The following is a 21542-nucleotide window of genomic DNA, read 5'->3' on the forward strand; positions in this document are numbered from 1 at the left end:
TAACTTTTTGTGGAATAATTTTTCTGGATAAAATATGTAAAAGATGTGTAAGAACCTCTTACTTTTCTAAATAGGCATAATTATTAAATTTTCAGAAAATAATTGACAGTCTTTTATTTTTTTGTTAGCCTAGTGATGTATCTTGCTGAAGCAATTGCTTTTAAGAAAGGGTTGATAAATGAAACAGACAAAATTTTTAGGAATTCTTTGTCTTGCTCTGGTTATGATTTCAATTACAGTTGGTTCTAGCCACTTTTCGTGGTGGCAACTGCTATATGGAGATAAGCAGACCGGTCTGCTATTTTGGGAGTCACGCTTGCCAAGGACAATTAGTATTCTCCTAGCAGGCTCTAGTATGAGCATTGCCGGGCTTCTTATGCAGACTGTTACACAAAATCATTTTGCTGCTCCTAGTACAGTTGGAACGGTCGAGGCTGCGAAATTTGGTATGTTGCTCAGTTTATTTTTCTTTCCGTCAGCCACATTAGCGCAAAAAATGCTATTTGCTTTTGTATCTGCTATTTTTTTTACAATTATTTTTATTAGATTTATCAGAAAATTCTCATTTAAAGAAAAATGGTTGTTACCGCTTGTCGGAATTATTTATAGTGGGGTGATTAGCGCAGCTGGAGAAATCATTGCTTATCGTTTTGATCTTGTCCAAAGCATGACTTCATGGACACAAGGCTCTTTTTCCATGATTCAGAAACATCAATATGAATGGTTGTTTTTAAGTTTAATCATCTTGATTGCGGTATGGAAACTATCAGCCACGTTTACCATTATGAATCTAGGGGAAGACGCCAGTCATAATCTAGGCATTTCCTTTTACCAAATGGAGGGAATGACGTTGTTTCTCATTGCATTGACAACAAGTGTGACGATGATTACAGTCGGCTCTCTTCCATTTATCGGAGTCATTGTTCCAAACATCATTCGGAAATTTTATGGTGACCATATCACGCGCATTAAGGGACTGACCGCATTAACTGGTGCCTGTCTCATCTTAGCCTGTGATATTGTAGCGCGTCTAGTCATTCGTCCTTACGAAGTCTCCGTCAGCTTGATTTTAGGAATTTTGGGTAGTTTGGCGTTCGTGTATCTTTTGTGGCGAGGTGCTGCTCATGAATAAAATGAAGAGTCAAACAAGAAATCGCTTACTTTTATTGCTTTTGGTAGCTAGCTTGAGTGGCTTGTTATATCTCATGCCAATGGACTATCCTTTAACAGGTTTTATTATGAAATTGCGCTTGCAAAAGTTACTAGCCTATCTCTTAGTCGCCATAGCTGGAAGTCTTGCTACAATCAGCTTTCAAACAATCACAGAAAATCGTTTTTTAACACCAAGCATTCTTGGAATAGAATCTCTCTATGTCTTTATGCAGACGATTTATCTTTTCTTTGCTAGCAAATTCATCGGCAATACCAGTCATCCTTTGCTTGAGTTTATCTTAGTCTTACTCATACAGTGCGGCTTCTTTTTCTGCCTGCAACCTGCATTAAAAAAGCTACTCCAGCAAGGATTTGTATTTTATAAATTGCAAGAATAAGTGCAACATTTATTCGAACTCATCCTCTAGAGCTTCACAAGAAGTTCTGTAACCTAAACATTTTCGTGGTCGGTGATTGATATCATATAAAGCCTTGTTCAAATCCTCATCAGAGATAGTGGCTAAATCTGTTTTCTTTGGGAAATATTCTCTTAGTAAGCCATTTGCGTTTTCATTGCTTCCTCTCTGCCAGGATGAATAGGCATCCGCAAAGAAAAAGGAAATTCCTAAATTCTCTACCAGAGGATAGCAGGCAAACTCTTTTCCCCTGTCTGAAGTGAAGGTTTTAAGAGCCTCTTTTGGAAATAGCCTACAAAGTTTTTCGATGGCTGAAAACATGGCTTTGGCTGTTCTATCTGGTATCTTGAAAGCTAAGTAAAAACGAGTTTTTCGCTCTAGAAAGGTCGCTAAACACCCCTTGCTTTTGCCTCTGGAAGACACCACAGTATCAAGCTCCCAGTGCCCAAAAGTTTCACGATTACGGACCTCTTTAGGACGTTTGGAAATTGGCGTACCAATCCTAAATCTTCCACGTGTTTCTTTGGGTTGTCGAGTTTTTCCTTTACGACGAAGGACGCTCAAATCCAGATCAATCAAACCAGCATAGAGCCAGTTATAGATGGTTTTAAAAGCTACCATTGGCTTTTGTTCAAGCTGATAGCGGCCACAAATCTGTTCAGGCGACCAGGAGGATTTTAAACCGTTCTCAATTTCCTTTTTCAACTTTGGTGTCAAACAAGACTTCCGACCTTTTTGCTTAGCCCTGTGATCGTACTGTTCCTGTGCTGAGGTTGCGGAATAACCATTTTGGCATCGTCTTAACTCTCTTGAAATGGTAGACTAATAGAAGACAAGTTTACTTGAAATTTGGCAAGGTTTCAAAAATAATTCCAAGTAGGTTTCTATCATTATTCGGTCAGTTATGGTAAGATGGAAGTAGCTCAAAGTTTTTAATCAGGTTCTGTTTGTGTGGGTAATTACAGATTACACAAAAGAAACAATATGAGTTTTTTTGTGGCACTAGATTTTACAAATTATCATTTATTTTATTGATTTGTATGGCACTAGGGACGCTCTTTAGAAGCGCTAGTACATTCTTGCAAGTGCTAATGGATCCTAACGAATATGATAAACTGCAGACAAAACTTTTTCCTTCCTTTCAACGAATGAATATGGATATTCTATCTGTCGCTACAATCATCATTGGACTAGCAGGTTTGTATTTGTTAAAGAAGAACGCTATTTTGAATGTTTTTCATTTGGATAAAAAGACAGCGACTATTTTAGGTGTAGAAGTTGAAAAAGAGCAAAAAAAGATACTATGGGCAATTGTTTTGCTGACTTCAACGACAATTGCTCTCGTTGGACCTATGATGTTCTTCGGCTTTATGATGTCCAATTTAGCCTATCTGTTAATCAAAGAATACCAACACAAATGGTTGTTCTCAGTAGCAATTTTACTCGGTTTTCTTTCTCTGACCACTGGGCAAATGCTGGTAGAGCGCGTCTTTCAGCTCCAAATCAATGTCAGCATGGTCATTGAGCTTGTCGGAGGGCTATTCTTCTTTTATCTTTTAGCTAAGGAGGCAAAACGCTAGAATGCAATTAAAAAATGTTGGCAAATCATTTGGAAATCAAGCAATCTTAGAAGATATTCAACTGAATATTTCACCGAGCAAATTCACCGCCTTTATTGGACCAAATGGTGCTGGAAAATCAACGCTGCTTTCTATTATGAGCCGTTTGCTCAAGAAAGATCAGGGGTTTCTCAGTATCAAGGGAAAAGAAATTGAAGCGTGGAACTCAAAAGAGCTCGCCAAAGAATTAACCATTTTAAAACAAAAAATCAATTACCAATCTAAATTAACGGTTGAAGAATTGGTTTCTTTCGGTCGCTTTCCTTATAGTCAGGATCGTTTGACAAAAGAAGATTTCAAAAAAGTAGAGCAAGCACTTGAATATCTGGACATTCTTGATTTAAGAAACCGTTTTATTGATACACTCTCCGGAGGTCAATTGCAGCGCGTTTTTATCGCTATGGTGCTCACTCAAGACACTGATTTTATCCTTTTGGACGAGCCACTAAACAATCTAGATATTAAGCAAAGTATTTCTATGATGAAAATCTTGCGTTCTCTCGTTGATGACTTAGGAAAAACGATTATCATTGTCATTCATGACATCAATATTGCCAGTCAGTATGTTGATGAAATTGTCGCCTTTAAAGACGGAAAAGTCTTTTATCAAGGTACAACCAATCAGGTCATGAGAAAAGAAATTTTAGATCCATTGTATGAAATGGACATTACCCTTGGGGAAATCAATGGTAAAAAAGTTTGTATTTACCTATAAATATTAATTTTGGAGGAATTTTAATGAAAAAGAATACAAAAACACTACTTCTATCTCTCTTCGCAGCTGTTGCAGTTGTGCTACTCGCTGCTTGCAGCGACAATAAACAGTCCAATTCAAAAACGACAAACTCTTCATCTGCTTCTAGTGAAGTCACTATCAAAACAGCAAATGGAGATGTGAAAGTCCCTACCAACCCTAAAAAAATTGTAACACTAGATTTAGGTGCAGCTGATACCATTCGTGCTTTAGGTAAAGAAAGCAGCATTGTCGGTATGCCAAAGAAAACTCTTCCTACTTACTTAAAAAATTTACCAAGTAGCATTAAAAATGTAGGTAACATGAAAGAACCAGATATGGAAGCTATCGCAGCTTTAAAACCAGACTTGATTATTGCTTCTGGTCGTACAGCTCAATATGTCAAGAAACTCAAGGAAATTGCCCCTACTGTATTATTCCAAACAGACAACAAAGACTACTGGGGTTCTACCAAGAAAAACATCCTTTCTTTAGCAAGTATCTTTGGAGAAGACGGAACAAAAAAAGCTAAAAGTGAATTAGCTACATTAGATAAAGAAATTCAAAGTGTTGCAAGTGCAAATGAAAAGTCAAGCAAAAAATCCTTAACACTCATGTTGAATGAAGGCGCAATGTCCGTTTTCGGAGCTAAATCACGTTTTTCTTTTCTTTACAGCACTTTGAAGTTCAAACCAACAGATGCTAAAATTAAGGAATCAAGACATGGACAAGAAGTCAGCTTTGAAAGTATCAAACAAATCAATCCAGACATTATCTTTGTTCTGAACCGCACTCTTGCTATCGGTGGGGACAATTCGGCCAATAAAGACTTACTGAATAACTCACTGATCCAAGAAACAAATGCAGCTAAAAATAAAACTATTGTAAACTTGACATCTGACCTTTGGTACCTCAGCGGAGGCGGACTCGAATCAACAAAATTGATGATTGAAGATGTAAAAAATGTAGCTGGGAAATAATATAAAAGAGCTGAAGAAAACCTTAAATGGATTTCCTTCAGCTCTTTTATTGTCCCCAACTTCTAATCATCTTCTACCGCGAAACCATCATTGTGATGAAATGATGTTCTAAAATTCCCTCATTTCCAAATAAAACTCCGTGGAGAACACCGCCATAGACAGCTCCGCCATCCATACCAATTTTTTGATCCTGCGTTTGCCAAAGGCGACTTGTCCCAGGCATCTCAGAAAAAAGATAAAAAGTCGGAGTATGCCCAAATACAATTATTTTCCCTGTTTGATTGAGACCTTGATGAAAGGGCTCACGTATCCAAACTTTTTGATAATCGCTTGTTTCATGCCAATCTTTTAAAGTTAAGTCAACTCCAGCGTGTACAAAAATATAGTTATCTGTTTCAACAAAGAAAGGCATCTGACGAATAAAAGACACGAGGTCTGGCGCCTCTTCCGACACGCGCTTTGCGTCTTCAACTCCATCAACAGGAGTATCTAAAGGTCGCCCCAAAATGGAATTGATTGTTGTATCTCCGCCATTGCGACGATAATGAGCATAGCCGCTCTCAGGATTGTCCAACCAAGTTAAAAACATGTATTCGTGATTCCCAGAAATACAAATCGCTCCTTGCTTTTCAACAAGTTCTTTCACACGCTCCAAAACAGCGCGGCTATCTTCCCCACGGTCAATCAAATCCCCTAAAAAGATGAGTTGGCTTTCTCCATCCCATTTTTTGAGTAATTCTTTTAGCATTTTTGCTTTTCCATGTACGTCACCAATTACAAAATAATTTGTCATGATTACCTCCTGATAACAACTCATTTAGCACAAGCCAAAAGGTGTTTCATTTTTTCAAGAGCTCTCTAGCCTGCGTGAGGGCTGCTTGGGTAACATTTTCACCCGCCAACATTTTGGCAATTTCTTCGACACGCTCCTCATCTGATAACAAGCGAACAATTGAAACAGTCGAATGTTCATCAGATATTTTCTCAATGAAAAATTGATAATCCGCAATGGCAATCACTTGTGGCAAGTGCGAAATTGCGAGGACTTGTCCGTTTGAGCCAATTTTATGAATCTTTTGAGCAATAGCTTGTGCAACACGTCCCGATACGCCTGTGTCCACTTCATCAAAGACAATGCTAGTCTTGCCTTCCTTACGAGAAAAAGCAGATTTGATTGCCAACATCAAACGAGACAATTCACCTCCTGAAGCAACCTTAACGAGCGGTTTGTAATCTTCACCGGGATTGGTCGAAATATAAAATTCAACGTGTTCATTTCCTTCACGACTAAATTTTCCTTTGGTAAATTGAACTCGAAAATTCGCCTTTTCCATATAGAGGTCTTGCAGTTCTTGCTGAATCTCTGCTTCTAACTGCTGGGCTAATTCGTGCCGAGCCTGACTAAGACTGCTTGCTAGAGAAACCAAGTCTTTTTCCAGCTTTTTCAGCTCTTTGTCCAAATCATCTGATGAAAGATTTTTCCCAGTAAGTAGAGCATATTCGTTAGAAATCTGCTCAAAATAAGCTAGGACATCATCTACTTGACCGCCGTATTTGCGAGTAATACTATAGATTAAATCTAGGCGATTTTCTACTTCTAAGAGACGGCCACCATCAAAATCCAAGTCTTCTAGAATATCCTCCAAACGCTTTGTCACATCTTCCAACACATAGTAAGATTCAGAAAGGTTGGTCGCAATTTCTTTGTAAGTGGCGTCGTAGTCTTCAATAGCTTCCATGTCATTCATGGCAGATCGAACATTTGCTAAACTAGAAAATTCTTCATCATCCAGCATGGCATAAGCATTGGTCAAAGTGTCCGCAATCTGCTTATGATTGAGCAACTTATCACGTTCTTGATTTAAAGCTAAATCTTCACCTGCTTTTAAATTAGCTGCTTCAATCTCTGCAATCTGATATTCCAGCATGTCAATCCGCGCTTTATTTTCTTCTTGATTCTTTTGAATCGTCAAGACCTGCTTGCGCAACTGACGATACTGGTCAAAAATCTGTTGATAATCCGCTTTGAGCTTGAAAAATGCGTCATCTCCAAACTCGTCCAACATGGCAATATGCAGCTGCGGTCGCATGAGTTCTTCTTGGTCGTGCTGACCGTGAATATCCACCAAATGCTGTCCAACGGCTCGCAAGACAGACAAATTAACCATTTGACCATTAATACGACTGACACTACGTCCATTTTGAAAAATTTCCCGCCGAATAATCAGCTCCTCTGTCATATCAAGTCCTTGCTGCTCAAAAATTTCAACCAAAGCCTTACTCTGCTCAATTGCAAAAAGCCCTTCAATCTCTGTTTTTGATGCACCGTGACGAATCACATCTGTTGTCGCGCGGCTTCCTAGCATCATGTTCATAGCATCAATGATAATAGACTTTCCGGCCCCTGTTTCACCTGTCAAAACAGTCATGCCTTGCTCAAAATTGAGGGAAATCTCTTCAATAATTGCAAAATTTTTAATGGAAATTTCAAGTAACATAGGCTATCTACCAATTCCTGATTTGTTCCAATACCTGATGAGCCATTTCTTCACTACGGAAAATAAGGAGAATCGTGTCATCATCGGCTAAAATACTAAAAATGTCATTAGAGAAATCTTCTACAATTTGTCGCTTCACAAAAGCTGTGCTTCCAGGAACAAGATTGAGATTGATCATATTTCCCAATAGCTCAAACTTTAAGATATTATTGTCTGCTAACTTCAAACTCGTACTAGCTGATTTCGGTAGTTCATAAATATAAGTGTTATTTTTCAGCGGAATTTTGACAATGCCCAATTCTTTAATATCACGCGAAACAGTTGCCTGTGTTGCTGTAATTCCTGATTTCTTCAAATATTCTACAATTGCTTCTTGTGTTCCAACTTCATAGTCCGACACAAAATGTCTAATTTTTTCTAATCTTTCCTTTTTATTCATCTTTAAATTCCTTATGTGCTGTCTCTACGACCGTTGTAATCATTGTTTTTACTAGATTTTCTGGGTGAGAACTTTTTTCTAAATAGGCTAAAAATTCCACATTCCCATGCCCGCCTTGAATAGGGGAGAAATCCAGACCTTGGACAGAAAATCCGGCTTCAACCATAAAGTCCGTTACTTTTTCTAAAACTGCTTGATGCACTTTTTTATCTTTCACAATCCCATTTTTGCCAATCTGCTCTCTTCCTGCTTCAAACTGAGGTTTGATGAGAGCCACAACTTTTCCATTTTCAGCCAAAATCTTATACAGAGCTGGCAAAATGAGACCAAGCGAGATAAAACTGACATCAATGGAGGCAAAGCTAGGTGTCTCCTCAAAATCAGCTGCCTTGGCATAACGAAAATTAAACTGCTCCATGCTGATGACGCGTTCATCTTGCCGGAGTTTCCATGCCAGTTGATTGGTGCCGACATCTACTGCATAGACTTGCCTTGCTCCATTTTGCAGCATGACGTCCGTAAACCCACCCGTTGATGCCCCAATGTCCAACGTAACCTGATTTTCAACTGAAATCTCAAAAACCTGCAAAGCCTTTTCTAATTTTAAGCCACCACGGCTAACATATTTGAGCTTTTCGCCTTTGAGCTTCAACTCAATAGTCTCATCAACTTTCTCGCCAGGTTTATCGAAACGCTCACCATTCACAACAGCAACGACTAAGCCCGCCATCACACCGCGCTTGGCCTGTTCTCTTGTTTCAAAAAGCCCTTGCTTATAAGCTAGAACATCTACTCTTTCTTTCGTCATTGAGTTTTAAACTTTCTATTATCTTTCTGATAGCCACGCCTGAAAAAGCAAGCTCTGTTTCTACTTCTGCCAATAAATGCTCTGTTTCCTCTAGCTGTTCTTCAAAGAATCTCTTTGCTCCATTCAAACCCAAAATAGCTGGATAGGTGGCTTTCTCTGCTGCCACATCTTTCTGCGGTGTCTTGCCCAAGTCTTCAAAGTTTGCTGTGATATCTAAAATATCATCTCGCACCTGAAAAGCTAGTCCCAGCAGCTGACCTATTGCTTTCAATTTTTCCTGCTGTGATTCTCCTACTTCAGCAATCAAACCCGCAGCAATAAAAGGATAGGTCAGGAGTTTACCAGTTTTATTGGCATGAATGGTCTGTAGCTCTGCTAAACTGATGTCCTTTCCTTCGCCCTGCATATCAAGGACTTGACCTCCGACCATACCAAAAGTTCCAGCCGCTAACGACAATTCTGCGATTAAGTTTACCTTGATTTGACTAGGTAGTGCCGCTTCTGCGATCAAGGCATAAGAATCTAAAAAGAGAGAATCTCCTGCTAAAATAGCCATTGCTTCGCCAAATTTCTTGTGGCTGGTCAAGCGACCACGACGATAATCATCATCGTCCATAGCCGGCAAATCATCATGAATCAAGCTACCTGTATGAATCATTTCAAGCGCTGCTGCCACTTGGAAATGTGCTTCTGTCAGTTCCATTCCTAGACCTTCTAATAATTCCAAAAGCAAAAGAGGACGAATTCGCTTACCGCCTGCATTAACAGAATAGAGGATTGCTTCTATCAAATCAGCAGATACTGCTTTTTGGGCATAAAAAGTCTCAATAGCTTGCCCAATTCTAGCTAATTTTTCGTCTTGTTTCATTCCATTTCCGTTTCTGTGCCATCAGCCTGCATAACTTTTACTAGCGTTTTTTCTGCCTGATCTAGTGTTTTTTGCAATTCTTTTGAAAGTTGCATCCCCTTTTGAAACTCAGAAATTGCTTCTTCCAAAGCCACGTCTCCGTTCTCTAACTTCTGTACAATAACTTCTAAATCTGCTAAATTTTCTTCAAATTTCTTTTCTTTCGACATCTTTTACCTCAACTTCTATTTGACCATCTCGCATCAAAATGGTTAATTGATCTTTTTTATTGACTTTCTCAATAGATTCTAACACCTGTTCATCTTTTTTGACAATAGCATAACCCCGAGCCACAATTCGGCTAGTATCCAGCATGAGCAAAGCATCAGACAGACGCTTGACTTCAGCCACTTTATGATCATAAACGACTGCCATATTGCTGCGCAGAAGCCGTTCCAACTGAGCTACACGCTCTTGACAAATCTGAACCTGCCTTAAGGGAGCTAGAGCCTCCAAACGATGTTGTAAAAGCCTTACTCGTTGCACTTCCTCGTTATAATATTCGCGAATTTTTTGCTTGAGCCGTAAATTTAGTTGATCTAATTTTTGCAGGTAGCTATCATATAGTCGTTCTGGTTGTCGAAAAATGACAGACTGACTCAGCTTAGCTAGTCGCTCACGATTGTAAGTAAGACGATTAGACATGGCGGCTGCTAACCGATTTTGTTGCTGCTGCAAGTGTGCTAGGAGATCCAACTTTGTTACAGGTGTTGCTAATTCCGCAGCCGCTGTCGGCGTTGCAGCCCGTCTATCCGCAACAAAATCTGCCAAGGTCGTATCCGTTTCATGCCCTACACTCGAAATAATCGGAATGTGAGATTCAAAAATTGCACGGACAACCACTTCCTCATTAAACGCCCAGAGATCTTCAATTGAGCCACCACCTCGACCGATAATAAGGACATCTAAATCATTTCGCTCATTAGCACGACGAATATTTTCAGCTACTTCAGCAGACGCTCCTTCGCCTTGCACCTTCGTCGGATAAAGAATTATCTCAACTCCCGAAAAACGACGGCTGACAGTCGTTATAATATCGCGAATCACTGCACCACTAGGACTGGTCACTACTCCAATTTTCTTTGGAAATTGCGGTAAAGCTTGCTTAAAGCGCTCCTCAAAAAGCCCTTCCTCGCCTAGCTTTTTCTTGAGCTGCTCAAACTGAATTGCCAAAGCTCCGATACCGTCTGGCTCCGCTTTTTCAATGATAATAGAATAAGATCCACTTGGTTCATAGAGTTGAACACGACCGATGACATTAATCTTCATACCCTCTTCCAAGTCAAAACCTAACTTCTTATAAACACCACCCCAAATTGTTGCCTGAATGACTGCTTTTTCATCTTTGAGAGAGAAATATTGGTGATTAGGTCGCCTACGAAAATTAGAAACTTGCCCCGTCAGATAAACTCGTTCTAAATAAGGATCTTTATCAAACTTTAATTTTAAGTATTTGGTCAAGGTTGACACGGATAAATACTCAGACATTCCTCTCCTTTCATTTCCTGTAATGCTTCTTTATTCATAATTTTTATTATACCAAACAATCTATAAAAAATCATTTCCAGCCCTCAACGAAAAAGGAAAGACTAGTTTCCCATATCTTAAGCAGAGCCTAGCCCAACAAACTTGCCAAAATATACAAAAGATAGATATGCACAGGATAAAAAATGTAGAAAAACAACTTCATACCACGCCCCTTTTCACCATTGTAAAAATACATTGGAACAATCGCAAAAACCATCATCCATTGTACAGACATTGGATCTGTCAGATGCACAAATAAAGAGACTAGTGCTAATATCACCATTTGTGCTATGCAGTGTCTGCGGAAAATATAAAAGAGAAGACCAGGGTAAACCATGATATACCCTCCTTCAACCACGAGAATGTTCGGAATAGCCATGATAAAAAAGGAAATAATCTGAACCATAAGAGATGGTACATTCTCACTCGTTAGATAACTCGATAAAAACAAGACCGGCAGAGCCAGAAGAATCGGCAAAAAAAAGCCCTAGCCCTTTCCAAAATGGACGAACTTTCTTTTCCTTCACCCCTTCAACCATCAAATCCCAAGCACAGATAGATATGCCTGCTAGGAAAAAGGCGCCAAAAGCATTATTCGCCAGCCAAACTTTACCATTAGTGAAAAAGTGACTGACAATCATGTTCCCAATAATCATAAACCATGTCATAAAGAGCAACCGTTTCAAATAAGCTTTTCGATTATGCGTATAATAAAAACTATCAGCTGCCAGAAACATAAAAAGAGGAAAAACTACGCGTCCTAGCATTGTTAGCCATATCGGAGCACCAGAAGCACTAAACATTTCGTGGATATGATCTAAAAACATAAGACAAATAGCTAAAAATTTCAAGTTCGTTGCATTTGACACTTTCTTTAAAGATTGTAACATCATAAAATCTCTATTTCATTTTTTTCAACAAGCATTATCTTATCGAAAATTTCCCGTTCTTTCCATTACATAAACTTACATTTTCAGAAAGAAAAGTGACATTTTTGTAAGGCAAAAAAATAAAGTCAAGATAAGAAATCTCAACCTCATTAAATACAATGGTTTTTCATAAGATAGTGGATATTGAAAAAGATTATTCTTCCTTTCAACTTGTAGTTAAGCCTCATGAGCTAAATATCAAATTCATTACTCCAATAAGCAGACAAGAAGAGCTAAATTTTCTAATTTTTAAATGCTTCTGCAGACTTTTTCATTATAACATATTTTCATTTTTAGCTAGCTTCTTCATCCACTTAGGGATTTCTTTGCTGATTTCTGTTGGCAAGACTACATAGTTTTCTTTACTTAACTCCTCAGCAATGGCTGAATGCAGATAGACTGCGGCAGTTACACGTTCCAGTAAAGAACTACTATTGAACTGCCCTACAAAGCCTGCAATCATGCCTGCAAGAGTATCTCCCATGCCACCCGTTGCTTGATAAGGGCCGCCTATGTTCAGTTGGAAATAATCTGCATTTCCACTTTGGAAAATAATCGTTCCGTGCTTCTTTTGAACAACGATAGTTCCAACAGGAAAGGAATTAACAGCTTCTTGGCTTTTTTCAACCGTTTGCTCAGCTATCTTTAGTCCGCTCAACCGCTCCCACTCTTTTTGATGCGGGGTAAAAATCATCTGCGCTTTCGAAAATGGTAGAGTTTCTTGGCTAAAGAGGGAAATAGCCCCACCGTCCATGATGAAGACTTGATGTTCACTGACCAGTTCCACTATCAACCGCAAAGTGGCTTTTTCAAGTTTACTTTCAGCTAAACCTGGTCCAATCAATACTACATCTGCTTTTTGGACTTGCTCGGTCAATAGCTTTTTATCTTGTACATCAAAAGCCATTGCTTCTGGTAAATGAGCATGGAGAGCTGCGATATTTTCCCTATCCGTCGCAACCGTCACTAGACCAGCTCCGCTATGAACTGCCGCTAAAGCTGCCATGATAATCGCTCCACCAAAAGGATACGTCCCGCCAATCAACAACAAACGACCGTAATCTCCCTTGTGACTATTGAGCGCACGTGGCTGAACGACCTTTTCCAATAATGTACAATTGACCATTTCCATTATTTTCTCCTTTTGCATACTGCTATTCTCTTTGTCTACTTCTATTCTATATAAAGGTAAAAAGACATGTCTAGGACATTTTTGTCTCAGACTCGTTTACTTTCTAAAATAAAACTCAATACGCAGTAGTTGAGTGGCCTTTATTACGTTGATGCTATCAGCTTTTACAAACCTACTCAACCTTGCAGGGGGGACAACAAATTTGATTTCTTACGAAATACCAATTTTTTATACGTAATTTTCACGATTACACTCTTTCTGTGGGGGAATTCGTAGTAATCATGGCTGTCTGTCCCACTCCCATGACATTCTTATCTTTTCAAACTCCGCTTGCAAGCTCGATAAGTTTGCTCCATGAGCATAGTAATGGTCATCGGACCAACCCCTCTTGGTACAGGAGTGATGAGACTCGCGATTTCAGATACTTCATCAAATTTCACATCACCAATCAATTTACCATTTTCATCACGGTTCATGCCAACATCAATCACGACCGCGCCTTCTTTGACAAAATCTTTAGTCACAAAGTGACCACGACCAATGGCGACAACCAAAATATCAGCTTTTTTTGTGATCTCTGATAAATGATGTGTTCGTGAATGCGTCAGAGTTACTGTTGCATTTTTAGCAAGTAAAAGCTGTGCCATAGGCTTTCCGACAATGTTACTCCGTCCAATGACAACAGCACGTTTACCTTCTAATTCTACACCGTACTCATGAAACATTTCCATAATGCCAGCAGGTGTGGAGGGAATCATGACAGGATGACCACTCCAAAGGCGTCCCATATTCATTGGGTGAAAGCCATCCACATCTTTATCAGGGTCAATTGCTAACAGTACCGCCTCTTCATCAATATGCTTTGGCAGCGGCAATTGAACTAAAATCCCATGCCAATCTGGATCTTGATTGTACTTTTCAATCAAAATCAGCAGCTCTTCTTGGGTTGTTGTTTCTGGCAGACGCACCACTTCACTTCGCAGTCCTGCAGCCAAAGCTGACCGCTCTTTATTTCTCACATAGATTTGACTAGCTGGGTTATGGCCCACTAAAATCACTACAAGTCCAGGTACCAAGCCTGTTTGGTCTTTTAGTTTACGAACTTTCTCCGCTAATTGTGCTTGTAATTTTTCTGCCAAAGCTTTTCCGTCAATTATTTTTGCCATATAACTCTCATTTCTATTTTCTTCATTCTATTATAGCAGAAATTCATTCATTTGCCCTATAGACTTTTTTATAGAAAGTTATAGAGCGAAACCAACCTTGTCTTTCCCCCTTTTTCTACCATTTTATGAAAATTTACACAAAAAACAGAAAAAAAGGAGCCAAAAAACTTAAAATTACCTTAAACCTTAAAACTATTTTAAGGTAACTGCTTTAACATAGAACACGGTACCGATTTAGTTTAAAATATATAGAAGGGAAGAAAATTATGCAAATAGCCAAGCAGGCTTTGAATTACATCAGTAGAAAAAGAGTTAAAACTCTTCTTGTATTTCTGATACTTACTCTCATTTCAACTGCCTTAACTAGTAGCTTTTCTATTATGGGAACGACTAATAATATCGAAAAGAAAATCTATGACGCATCAAATACTGGCTTTACAATAACTAGCAAAACACTTGAACGACCACTTTCACTAAAAACAGCAGAAAAATTACTTGAGAATAAAGAAATTTCAAAATTCAACTTCAAATACGATGCTTTAGCAAGTTTGACAGATAAAACTGTTGTCAAGAAAAAACAAGGTGTCACAAGAGACAATCAAAACCCTGTCCTCAACAATCTGGTTGCTGCATTAGGAACAAGTGATTCTACTCTAGAAACAACCTTTGCAAGTGGTGTTTTCAAACTTGAACAAGGAAAGCCAATTCGTAAAGGCGATAAATCCAAGATTCTCATCCATGAAAAATTAGCTAAAAAGAATCATTTAAAGGTTGGAGATAAACTAAAACTAAAGGGAGCTTCCTTAAAGGATGAGGATGCTAAACAACTCCATGAAGTAGAGTTTGAAATTGCTGGTATCTTCTCTGGAAAAAAAGAAGAGAAACAAACAGGTTTAAGCTCAGATGCGACAGAAAATACTGTCTATATGGACTATGAATCGAGCCAATACTTACAGGACTACAAACCAGCTGATTATAAATTATCTGCAGCCGTTTATTTCGTATCAAATCCAAATCAAATTGATAAAGTCATCAATACAGTCAAAAAGTCAAAAATTGATTGGAAGCAAACTGATCTTGTTAAAAATTCTAAGGCTTTTGAAGCAGTTTCTTCTTCTGTTACCAGTTTCAAACAGATTATTAATGTTTTAACTTTCAGTATCATTATTGGAAGTATCATCGTTCTTTCCTTGATTCTCATGTTCTGGTTGAGAGAACGAATTTATGAAATCGGAGTACTATTATCTCTCGGTATTTCAAAAGCGATGATTATCTCTCAATTCATACTGGAACTGGTTATCATATCAGTATTTAGTATGGCACTAGCTTCTATTAGTGGCTCTTATATTTCCACTATGGTATTCAAAGGGTTTATAAAAGGCGGTCAACAACAAGATAGCTCATCTGCTATTTTTGAAAATATCGTTCCGCACTTACATACCTCTACTATTCTGATGACTTATGGAATACTGCTCATCATTATTTTACTTGCAGTAGTAGGTTCATCTTCTATTATCCTACATAAAAAACCAAAAGATATTTTAACCGATATAAGTTAAGGAGACAAAACATGACAATTTTAAAAATGGATTCAGTTAGTTACCAATACAATAGCCTACAAGAAAATGTATTGAATCAAATCACAGCTTCATTTGAAGAAGGAAAATTTTATGCTATTATAGGGAAATCTGGTGCAGGAAAATCAACCTTACTTTCCCTTCTTGCAGGACTTGATACTCCTACAAAAGGAAAAATCCTCTTTGAAGATCAAGACATCGCTCAAAAAGGCTATAACCATCACAGACGGAAACAAATCTCCCTGGTTTTCCAAAATTATAATTTAATCGATTACTTAACTCCGATGGAGAATGTTCGACTCGTGAATTCTCAAGCAAATAAAGATAGCTTACTACAACTTGGACTCAACGAAAAAGAAATCCATCGTAACGTATTACGATTATCAGGCGGTCAGCAGCAACGGGTTGCTATTGCACGCGCTCTTGCATCTACAGCACCAATTATCTTAGCAGATGAACCAACTGGGAACTTAGATGAAGGTACTGCCATGGACATCATTGAAGTCCTAATTAAATCAGCTAAACAAAAAAATAAATGTGTGATTGTGGTGACACACAGCAAAGAGTTAGCTAATAAAGCAGACGTCGTCTTAGAGTTAAGCAATAAGAACTTAGTCGAAGTCACTAAGAATTATAAATAAGACCTCCAAGGAGAAGAAATTATATGTTAACGATAAAGAACGCTCTTGCCTATGTATGGCGCAAAAAAATAAAAACACTGATTATCTTTTTAATCCTGTTAGCCATCTCTACTTTAACACTTGGCAGTATTGCTGTTAAAAATGCAACAGACGCCGCTTCAAAAGAGACTTTCAAAAATATCACTAGCAGTTTCTCAATGCAGATTAACCGCGAAGTGAACCAAGGTACCCCTCGCGGAGCAGGAAATCTTAAAGGCGAAGATATCGAAGCTGTGGAAAAAGTTAAAGGTATCTCTGGCTACATCAAACGAATGAATGTTGTCGCTGACTTAATTGATCACCAATTGGTTGAATCTGGAGAAACCGACTTTGAAAGCGAAGATAGAAAACAAAAATTCGGTCGTGCCATTATGGCAACAGGTATCAACGATTCATCGAAGGATGATAAATTTACCGCAGAAACCTTCAAACTAGTTGAAGGTAGACATATCAACAAAAATGACAAAAATGTTGCTTTAATTCATAAAGATTTTGCAGAAAAGAACAAACTTAAAGTCGGCGATACGATTAATATAAAATCGAATACTTATGACTATGATAACATTCGCAAAGCTAATAAAACTACTAAAGTGACAGTTATCGGAATTTTTGACGGGAAAAATAAAGGAGGCGTTTCTAGTCCTCAAGAATTGTATGAAAATACCTTTATCACAGACTTAGAAACGACTAAAACTTTACAAGGTTCAACAGATAAAAACGCTATTTATCAAGATGCTACTTTCTTTGTAAACGGTAGCCAAGATATTGATAAAGTTATGGCGAAAGTAAAAGAAATATCATCTATTGATTGGGAAGCCTACACCCTTGTTAAGAGCACAAGCAACTTCCCAGCACTTCAATCTTCTATTAACGGTATTTACGGCGTTACTGGAAACCTCTTAATCGGAACTCTAATCTTTGGAGCGATTGTTCTTACGCTAGTCTTGTTCTTATGGATCAATGGTCGTAGAAAAGAAATGGGAATCATGCTTTCAATGGGAATTAGCAAAACAAAGATTTTCTTCCAATTTATCACAGAAGTTCTCTTTGTAAGTATATTTAGCTTCATTGGTGCTTACTTTGCAGGTAGTGCTGTCAGCAAGGTGATGGGAAATAGCATTTTAAAACAAGTTACCAGTGGTATTGCTGAAAAACTAGCTCGAGAAGGTAAGAGCGCCAATCTTGGAGGCGGGGCTGAAGTGGATGGCTTTAACAAGACCCTCACTAGCCTCAATGTACATGTATCTCCTGATGATATGACCAAGGTGGTCATCTTTGGACTTGCCATTATCATTGTTTCCGTCCTCATTGCTTCAATCACGCTCCTTAGTAAGCAACCAAAAGACTTGCTAATGGGAGATAACAGCAAATAAGAGATCAATGAGTTCAGACAAAATCGGTCCGTCAGCTAAGTTGACGGACCGATTTATTTTATAGACAGCTGGACTGACTATCGGATGAAATGACGTGAGGTTCTCTTTGTCGACTTGGTCGATAAAATGAACCGCTTTGGATTGGTTGGCTCTGTCGACCCAGTCGAAAAGATAAATAACTTTTAGTTTACCACGTCGACCCGGCGGACGAGATGAACTACTTTTGGTTTGCTCCATCAACCCGGCAGACAGGATGAAACTGTTTTGATTGGCTCCGTCAGCTCGGCGGATGAGATGAAACTATATTGATTTAATTTACCCAATCACTCAGGTATATTATTTATGTCTCATTTTTTCTTTGATTTCACATTGGCAGTCGCAATTGCTACAACTTCCTTTTCCCTTAATGATATGGTGCATAGCTGCACCTGCTAGAAATAAAATAATAACAAATACAATAATCGTTGACATAGTTTCTCCTATACTGTTTGATGTGTCAGACTATCTAAAGTGATAACTTCTATTTTTTCTTTCCGTGGTTTTCTAAAGATGAAATAGAGACCAACTGCTACAACGAATAAAGCAAAAATAGTCCCAAAAGATATTCCTTTTCCATATAGCAACGCTTGACCAAACTGATAAATCACAAGACTAACATTATAAGCCAATAGCGTTTGGAAAGATATGGCAATCCACGTCCACTTTGCATTGCCCATTTCCCGATGAATCGCACCAATCGCTGCAAAACAAGGAGCACAGAGCAGATTAAAGACAAGGAATGAGTAAGCGGAAAGTGCCGTATAATGCTGTTGAAGATTGGTCCACAACTCTTTGGTAGTCTCTGTCGCGTCTGTCACTTTATACAAGATTCCAAAAGTCGAAATCACCGTCTCTTTAGCTAATAAGCCGGTAATAGCCGCAACCGTTGCTCGCCAATTTCCAAAGCCAAGAGGGCTAAAGATCCAAGCTAGCCCCTTTCCTAATGCCGCTAAGATACTATCTTCCGTCTCAACCGCCTGCAAGCCAAAGTTATAGGAACTAGCAAACCAAATGAAAATATTGGTCACAAAAATAATCGTTCCAGCACGCTTAATGAAGCTCAAAGCCTTCTGCCCTGCATAGCGCAAAACCGTTTTGACTTGTGGCAGGTGGTAACTCGGCAACTCCATGATAAAGGGCGCTACTGCTCCACCGAGACTCGTTGTCTTTTTCAGAGCAATTCCCGATAAAACAATGGCTCCCATTCCGACAAAATAAGCACTTGGTGCAATCCAAGGATTGCTGGGGAAGAAAGCTCCCGCAATCAAGGAAATAATCGGCAACTTGGCAGAACAAGGCATAAAGGTTGTTGTCATAATGGTAATTCTACGGTCACGTTCATTTTCAATGGTTCTACTCGCCATGACACCAGGAACGCCACACCCCGTCGAAATCAACATGGGGATAAAGGATTTTCCAGACAATCCAAACCGTCTAAATAGACGATCCATGACGAAAGCAATCCGGCTCATATAGCCGATGTCTTCCAAGATGCCCAAGCAGACAAACAAGACAAAAATCTGAGGCACAAAGCCTAGCACAGCTCCGCAGCCTGCGATAATCCCATCAATGATTAAAGATTGAAGCCAGTCAGCTACAGCTAATTGCTCTAGCAATGATTTAACACCATTTGGAATCCATTCTCCAAAGAGAACATCGTTTGTCCAATCCGTTCCCATCGTTCCAATCGTTTGAATAGAGAGGAAATACACCAACCACATAACAAGCGCAAAAATCGGCAAGGCTAAATAACGATTGGTCACAATACGGTCAATCTTATCCGACAAACTTAATTTAGTAACATCGGCTTGCAGCGCCATTTTGACTGCCGATTCAATAAACTCATAGCGCGCATTAACAACAATACTCTCTGCGTCTTCTGTGTAGATTTCTTCCGTAATCCGAATCGCATCTTCAATCTCTGTTTTTTGAAAATCAGACAATGCCAGCTGTTCAGATAATTCTTTATCACGTTCAAAAAGCTTAATGGCATAAAAACGAGCTTGTTTTTGAGGTACTGCATTCCCCAAAATACGGATAATTTCTGACAAAGCCGCTTCAAAATGATTGTCGTAAGCTGGATAAACTTCCTCCTCTGCCTGGTTCATCACTCGCATGGCCTGCTGCATGACTTGGTCAATCCCTGTCTTTTTCAAAGCACTAGTCGCTACGACCGGCACACCCAGTTGGTAACTTAATTTTTCTGTATCAATCCATTTTCCTTGTTTTTCAACGACATCGCTCATATTTAAAGCCAGCACAACCGGAATCCCCGTCTCAATCAATTGCAAACTCAAATACAGATTTCGTTCCAAATTGGTTGCGTCAACTACATCCAAGATCCCGTCTGCATTACCGCTTAAAAGATAATTTCTACTGACCATTTCCTCTGATGTATAAGGAGACAAGGAGTAAATTCCCGGTAGGTCTTGGATAATGATTTCTTTATTTTTGCGAAATAACCCACTTTTCTTTTCAACCGTTACCCCAGGCCAATTTCCCACATGCTGGCTACTACCGGTTAGAATGTTAAATAAACTAGTCTTTCCACTATTCGGATTTCCCGCAAGCGCTAATTCTTTCATCCTTTTGCTTCCTTTTCACCTTTCACAACACTAACCAGACTCGCTTCTGACTTTCTCAATGTCAAATCGTAGCCTCTCAACTTAATTTCTAGTGGATCACCTAATGGTGCAACCTTCTGCAACTGAACTTTTGTATTTTTCGTCAATCCCATGTCCATCAGCCTCCGTTTTAAAGCACCCTCTGCATGAATTGCTTCTATATACGCCACATCTCCAACAGCTAACTCAGATAAAGGAAGAGCTGAGCGATTGCTATCTTTCAGAACAACGTCCAACTTTTCCAAAATAGATTTGTCCAAAGCAATCCTAGCAGCTCGAACTAAGAGAATGGCTGTATCATTTGTTTTTGAAATGATTTGAATAAAACTGCCTATCTTAATCCCTAAATCTGCTAAATGACGGACGCTCGCTTCCTCCAGATCGATTCCGACAATTTCATATTCTGTTAATAATGTTATCCGAGATAAATCCATACTATCTCCTTTTCTGTTTGTCAAGAAATATGCTTACTATCACCATTAGTATACCACTTTTTTCTAAGAATTTCTGACAATTCTAAGGTAGATAGGCAAAAATTATTGCAAAATAAATACCCCTAAGCAGGTGCCTAGAGGATATCTTATTAGAGACTAGCAAATTAATACAACAATTCATAAATTTCCATAGCAATCAAATCAATGCTATCAAAAGTATAGGTTTCACGCGCTGCAACATCGCGAAGAGTGAATACTGAGCCATTTTCTTCATCATAGCTATAAGCTACTTCTGCTACAACAACCCCGTCACGTTCAAAATTACGTTTCAAATTGCCGCCATCTTTTGTCATAGCATCTAAACGATTGATAATTCTTACTAAATGTGATTCCATTTTCCTTCTCCTATTCATTTATACGTTACTATTTTACCACAAATGAAAGATGAAATACCAGTAAAAGCCCTGTTTTTGATAAATTTAACACAAAATGAAACGCTTCAGTACAAA

20 protein-coding genes and 4 pseudogenes are annotated in these 21542 nt (G+C 38.7%); 8 read left to right on the forward strand and 16 right to left on the reverse strand.

The window, feature by feature from the left end; genetic code table 11:
* Positions 1-178 precede the first annotated feature (178 nt).
* Both SanJ4206_RS06850 and SanJ4206_RS06855 read left to right on the forward strand, forming a co-directional pair.
* A complete protein-coding gene (locus tag SanJ4206_RS06850) occupies positions 179-1132 on the forward strand; it encodes an ABC transporter permease (RefSeq protein ID WP_003030155.1) in 954 nt (317 codons plus the stop codon).
* Positions 1125-1541, forward strand: a pseudogene (locus SanJ4206_RS06855) (iron chelate uptake ABC transporter family permease subunit); the annotation flags it as partial. The gene SanJ4206_RS06850 and the pseudogene SanJ4206_RS06855, both read left to right, overlap by 8 nt.
* A gap of 18 nt (positions 1542-1559) precedes the next feature.
* Here the strand turns inward: SanJ4206_RS06855 and SanJ4206_RS06860 are convergent.
* A pseudogene (locus SanJ4206_RS06860) lies at positions 1560-2495 on the reverse strand (IS30 family transposase).
* Positions 2496-2590: 95 nt separating this feature from the next.
* On the opposite strand from SanJ4206_RS06860, the pseudogene SanJ4206_RS06865 reads away from it, so the two are divergent.
* From SanJ4206_RS06865 to SanJ4206_RS06875, 3 genes and pseudogenes are all read left to right on the forward strand, one after another.
* Positions 2591-3148: pseudogene (locus tag SanJ4206_RS06865) on the forward strand (iron chelate uptake ABC transporter family permease subunit); the annotation flags it as partial.
* 1 nt (position 3149) lies between these two features.
* Positions 3150-3902: an iron ABC transporter ATP-binding protein gene (locus SanJ4206_RS06870; protein WP_003030160.1), complete on the forward strand. Its 753-nt coding sequence runs from the start codon at positions 3150-3152 to the stop codon at positions 3900-3902.
* Positions 3903-3925: 23 nt separating this feature from the next.
* Positions 3926-4900: a siderophore ABC transporter substrate-binding protein gene (locus tag SanJ4206_RS06875; RefSeq protein ID WP_022525051.1), complete on the forward strand. Its 975-nt coding sequence runs from the start codon at positions 3926-3928 to the stop codon at positions 4898-4900.
* Positions 4901-4962: 62 nt separating this feature from the next.
* Here SanJ4206_RS06875 and SanJ4206_RS06880 read toward each other — a convergent pair.
* The 11 genes and pseudogenes from SanJ4206_RS06880 to SanJ4206_RS06925 form a co-directional block, all read right to left on the reverse strand.
* A pseudogene (locus tag SanJ4206_RS06880) lies at positions 4963-5693 on the reverse strand (metallophosphoesterase).
* Positions 5694-5739: 46 nt separating this feature from the next.
* Positions 5740-7398 (reverse strand): DNA repair protein RecN, encoded by a 1659-nt coding sequence (gene recN, locus SanJ4206_RS06885; RefSeq protein WP_003030165.1) that lies wholly within the window; start codon positions 7396-7398, stop codon positions 5740-5742.
* A gap of 7 nt (positions 7399-7405) precedes the next feature.
* Positions 7406-7837, reverse strand: a complete 432-nt coding sequence (locus tag SanJ4206_RS06890; RefSeq protein WP_003030168.1) for an arginine repressor — start codon at positions 7835-7837, stop codon at positions 7406-7408.
* Positions 7830-8645, reverse strand: a complete 816-nt coding sequence (locus SanJ4206_RS06895) for a TlyA family RNA methyltransferase (RefSeq protein WP_003030170.1) — start codon at positions 8643-8645, stop codon at positions 7830-7832. Before SanJ4206_RS06895 ends, SanJ4206_RS06890 begins: the two co-directional genes overlap by 8 nt.
* Positions 8611-9513: a polyprenyl synthetase family protein gene (locus SanJ4206_RS06900; RefSeq protein ID WP_022525053.1), complete on the reverse strand. Its 903-nt coding sequence runs from the start codon at positions 9511-9513 to the stop codon at positions 8611-8613. The genes SanJ4206_RS06895 and SanJ4206_RS06900 overlap by 35 nt, the downstream gene beginning before the upstream one ends.
* Complete coding sequence (locus tag SanJ4206_RS06905; RefSeq protein ID WP_003030175.1) at positions 9510-9722, reverse strand: exodeoxyribonuclease VII small subunit; 213 nt, start codon at positions 9720-9722, stop codon at positions 9510-9512. The genes SanJ4206_RS06900 and SanJ4206_RS06905 overlap by 4 nt, the downstream gene beginning before the upstream one ends.
* Entirely contained in the window at positions 9700-11040 is a 1341-nt protein-coding gene (gene xseA / locus SanJ4206_RS06910; RefSeq protein WP_003030178.1) for an exodeoxyribonuclease VII large subunit, read from the reverse strand. Before xseA ends, SanJ4206_RS06905 begins: the two co-directional genes overlap by 23 nt.
* 127 nt (positions 11041-11167) lie before the next feature.
* Positions 11168-11485, reverse strand: a complete 318-nt coding sequence (locus tag SanJ4206_RS09960; RefSeq protein WP_003030181.1) for a TraX family protein — start codon at positions 11483-11485, stop codon at positions 11168-11170.
* A 16-nt stretch (positions 11486-11501) separates the two neighbouring features.
* Positions 11502-11972 (reverse strand): TraX family protein, encoded by a 471-nt coding sequence (locus tag SanJ4206_RS09965; RefSeq protein ID WP_003030183.1) that lies wholly within the window; start codon positions 11970-11972, stop codon positions 11502-11504.
* A gap of 310 nt (positions 11973-12282) precedes the next feature.
* On the reverse strand, positions 12283-13140 hold the full coding sequence (locus SanJ4206_RS06920; protein WP_022525055.1) for an NAD(P)H-hydrate dehydratase: 858 nt from the start codon (positions 13138-13140) through the stop codon (positions 12283-12285).
* A 311-nt stretch (positions 13141-13451) separates the two neighbouring features.
* Positions 13452-14306 (reverse strand): bifunctional methylenetetrahydrofolate dehydrogenase/methenyltetrahydrofolate cyclohydrolase, encoded by an 855-nt coding sequence (locus tag SanJ4206_RS06925; RefSeq protein WP_003030188.1) that lies wholly within the window; start codon positions 14304-14306, stop codon positions 13452-13454.
* 266 nt (positions 14307-14572) lie between these two features.
* On the opposite strand from SanJ4206_RS06925, the gene SanJ4206_RS06930 reads away from it, so the two are divergent.
* The 3 genes from SanJ4206_RS06930 to SanJ4206_RS06940 are packed head-to-tail and all read left to right on the forward strand — an operon-like array spanning position 14573 to position 17936.
* On the forward strand, positions 14573-15865 hold the full coding sequence (locus SanJ4206_RS06930) for an ABC transporter permease (protein WP_003030190.1): 1293 nt from the start codon (positions 14573-14575) through the stop codon (positions 15863-15865).
* An 11-nt stretch (positions 15866-15876) separates the two neighbouring features.
* A complete protein-coding gene (locus SanJ4206_RS06935) occupies positions 15877-16524 on the forward strand; it encodes an ABC transporter ATP-binding protein (protein WP_003030192.1) in 648 nt (215 codons plus the stop codon).
* Between the two features lie 23 nt (positions 16525-16547).
* A complete protein-coding gene (locus tag SanJ4206_RS06940; protein WP_003030193.1) occupies positions 16548-17936 on the forward strand; it encodes an ABC transporter permease in 1389 nt (462 codons plus the stop codon).
* A gap of 336 nt (positions 17937-18272) precedes the next feature.
* On the opposite strand, the gene SanJ4206_RS06945 is transcribed toward SanJ4206_RS06940, so the two are convergent.
* The 4 genes from SanJ4206_RS06945 to SanJ4206_RS06960 all read right to left on the reverse strand — a co-directional run bounded on the left by SanJ4206_RS06945 (position 18273) and on the right by SanJ4206_RS06960 (position 21428).
* Positions 18273-18407, reverse strand: a complete 135-nt coding sequence (locus SanJ4206_RS06945) for a FeoB-associated Cys-rich membrane protein (RefSeq protein WP_157622082.1) — start codon at positions 18405-18407, stop codon at positions 18273-18275.
* Positions 18408-18415: 8 nt separating this feature from the next.
* Positions 18416-20560, reverse strand: a complete 2145-nt coding sequence (gene feoB, locus SanJ4206_RS06950; protein WP_003030196.1) for a ferrous iron transport protein B — start codon at positions 20558-20560, stop codon at positions 18416-18418.
* The gene (locus SanJ4206_RS06955; RefSeq protein WP_003030197.1) at positions 20557-21033 is read right to left on the reverse strand and encodes a FeoA family protein; all 477 of its coding nucleotides are present in this window, start codon (positions 21031-21033) and stop codon (positions 20557-20559) included. Before SanJ4206_RS06955 ends, feoB begins: the two co-directional genes overlap by 4 nt.
* 164 nt (positions 21034-21197) lie before the next feature.
* On the reverse strand, positions 21198-21428 hold the full coding sequence (locus tag SanJ4206_RS06960; RefSeq protein ID WP_003023686.1) for a DUF1797 family protein: 231 nt from the start codon (positions 21426-21428) through the stop codon (positions 21198-21200).
* Positions 21429-21542 lie beyond the last annotated feature (114 nt).

It is taken from the genome of Streptococcus anginosus, assembly GCF_001697145.1.
Taxonomy (GTDB): domain Bacteria; phylum Bacillota; class Bacilli; order Lactobacillales; family Streptococcaceae; genus Streptococcus; species Streptococcus hominis.

What these genes read in the sequence shown, in the direction of transcription:
- SanJ4206_RS06930 (WP_003030190.1), top strand. Translation starts at nt 14,573, where the DNA reads ATGCAAATAGCCAAGCAGGCTTTGAATTACATCAGTAGAAAAAGAGTT.
- SanJ4206_RS06895 (WP_003030170.1), bottom strand. Translation starts at nt 8,645, where the DNA reads ATGACGAAAGAAAGAGTAGATGTTCTAGCTTATAAGCAAGGGCTTTTT.
- SanJ4206_RS06940 (WP_003030193.1), top strand. Translation starts at nt 16,548, where the DNA reads ATGTTAACGATAAAGAACGCTCTTGCCTATGTATGGCGCAAAAAAATA.
- SanJ4206_RS06920 (WP_022525055.1), bottom strand. Translation starts at nt 13,140, where the DNA reads ATGGAAATGGTCAATTGTACATTATTGGAAAAGGTCGTTCAGCCACGT.
- SanJ4206_RS06900 (WP_022525053.1), bottom strand. Translation starts at nt 9,513, where the DNA reads ATGAAACAAGACGAAAAATTAGCTAGAATTGGGCAAGCTATTGAGACT.
- SanJ4206_RS06925 (WP_003030188.1), bottom strand. Translation starts at nt 14,306, where the DNA reads ATGGCAAAAATAATTGACGGAAAAGCTTTGGCAGAAAAATTACAAGCA.
- feoB (WP_003030196.1), bottom strand. Translation starts at nt 20,560, where the DNA reads ATGAAAGAATTAGCGCTTGCGGGAAATCCGAATAGTGGAAAGACTAGT.
- SanJ4206_RS06905 (WP_003030175.1), bottom strand. Translation starts at nt 9,722, where the DNA reads ATGTCGAAAGAAAAGAAATTTGAAGAAAATTTAGCAGATTTAGAAGTT.
- SanJ4206_RS09960 (WP_003030181.1), bottom strand. Translation starts at nt 11,485, where the DNA reads ATGGTTCAGATTATTTCCTTTTTTATCATGGCTATTCCGAACATTCTC.
- SanJ4206_RS06875 (WP_022525051.1), top strand. Translation starts at nt 3,926, where the DNA reads ATGAAAAAGAATACAAAAACACTACTTCTATCTCTCTTCGCAGCTGTT.
- SanJ4206_RS06890 (WP_003030168.1), bottom strand. Translation starts at nt 7,837, where the DNA reads ATGAATAAAAAGGAAAGATTAGAAAAAATTAGACATTTTGTGTCGGAC.
- recN (WP_003030165.1), bottom strand. Translation starts at nt 7,398, where the DNA reads ATGTTACTTGAAATTTCCATTAAAAATTTTGCAATTATTGAAGAGATT.
- SanJ4206_RS06870 (WP_003030160.1), top strand. Translation starts at nt 3,150, where the DNA reads ATGCAATTAAAAAATGTTGGCAAATCATTTGGAAATCAAGCAATCTTA.
- SanJ4206_RS06850 (WP_003030155.1), top strand. Translation starts at nt 179, where the DNA reads ATGAAACAGACAAAATTTTTAGGAATTCTTTGTCTTGCTCTGGTTATG.
- SanJ4206_RS06960 (WP_003023686.1), bottom strand. Translation starts at nt 21,428, where the DNA reads ATGGAATCACATTTAGTAAGAATTATCAATCGTTTAGATGCTATGACA.
- SanJ4206_RS06955 (WP_003030197.1), bottom strand. Translation starts at nt 21,033, where the DNA reads ATGGATTTATCTCGGATAACATTATTAACAGAATATGAAATTGTCGGA.
- SanJ4206_RS06935 (WP_003030192.1), top strand. Translation starts at nt 15,877, where the DNA reads ATGACAATTTTAAAAATGGATTCAGTTAGTTACCAATACAATAGCCTA.
- SanJ4206_RS06945 (WP_157622082.1), bottom strand. Translation starts at nt 18,407, where the DNA reads ATGTCAACGATTATTGTATTTGTTATTATTTTATTTCTAGCAGGTGCA.
- SanJ4206_RS09965 (WP_003030183.1), bottom strand. Translation starts at nt 11,972, where the DNA reads ATGATGTTACAATCTTTAAAGAAAGTGTCAAATGCAACGAACTTGAAA.
- xseA (WP_003030178.1), bottom strand. Translation starts at nt 11,040, where the DNA reads ATGTCTGAGTATTTATCCGTGTCAACCTTGACCAAATACTTAAAATTA.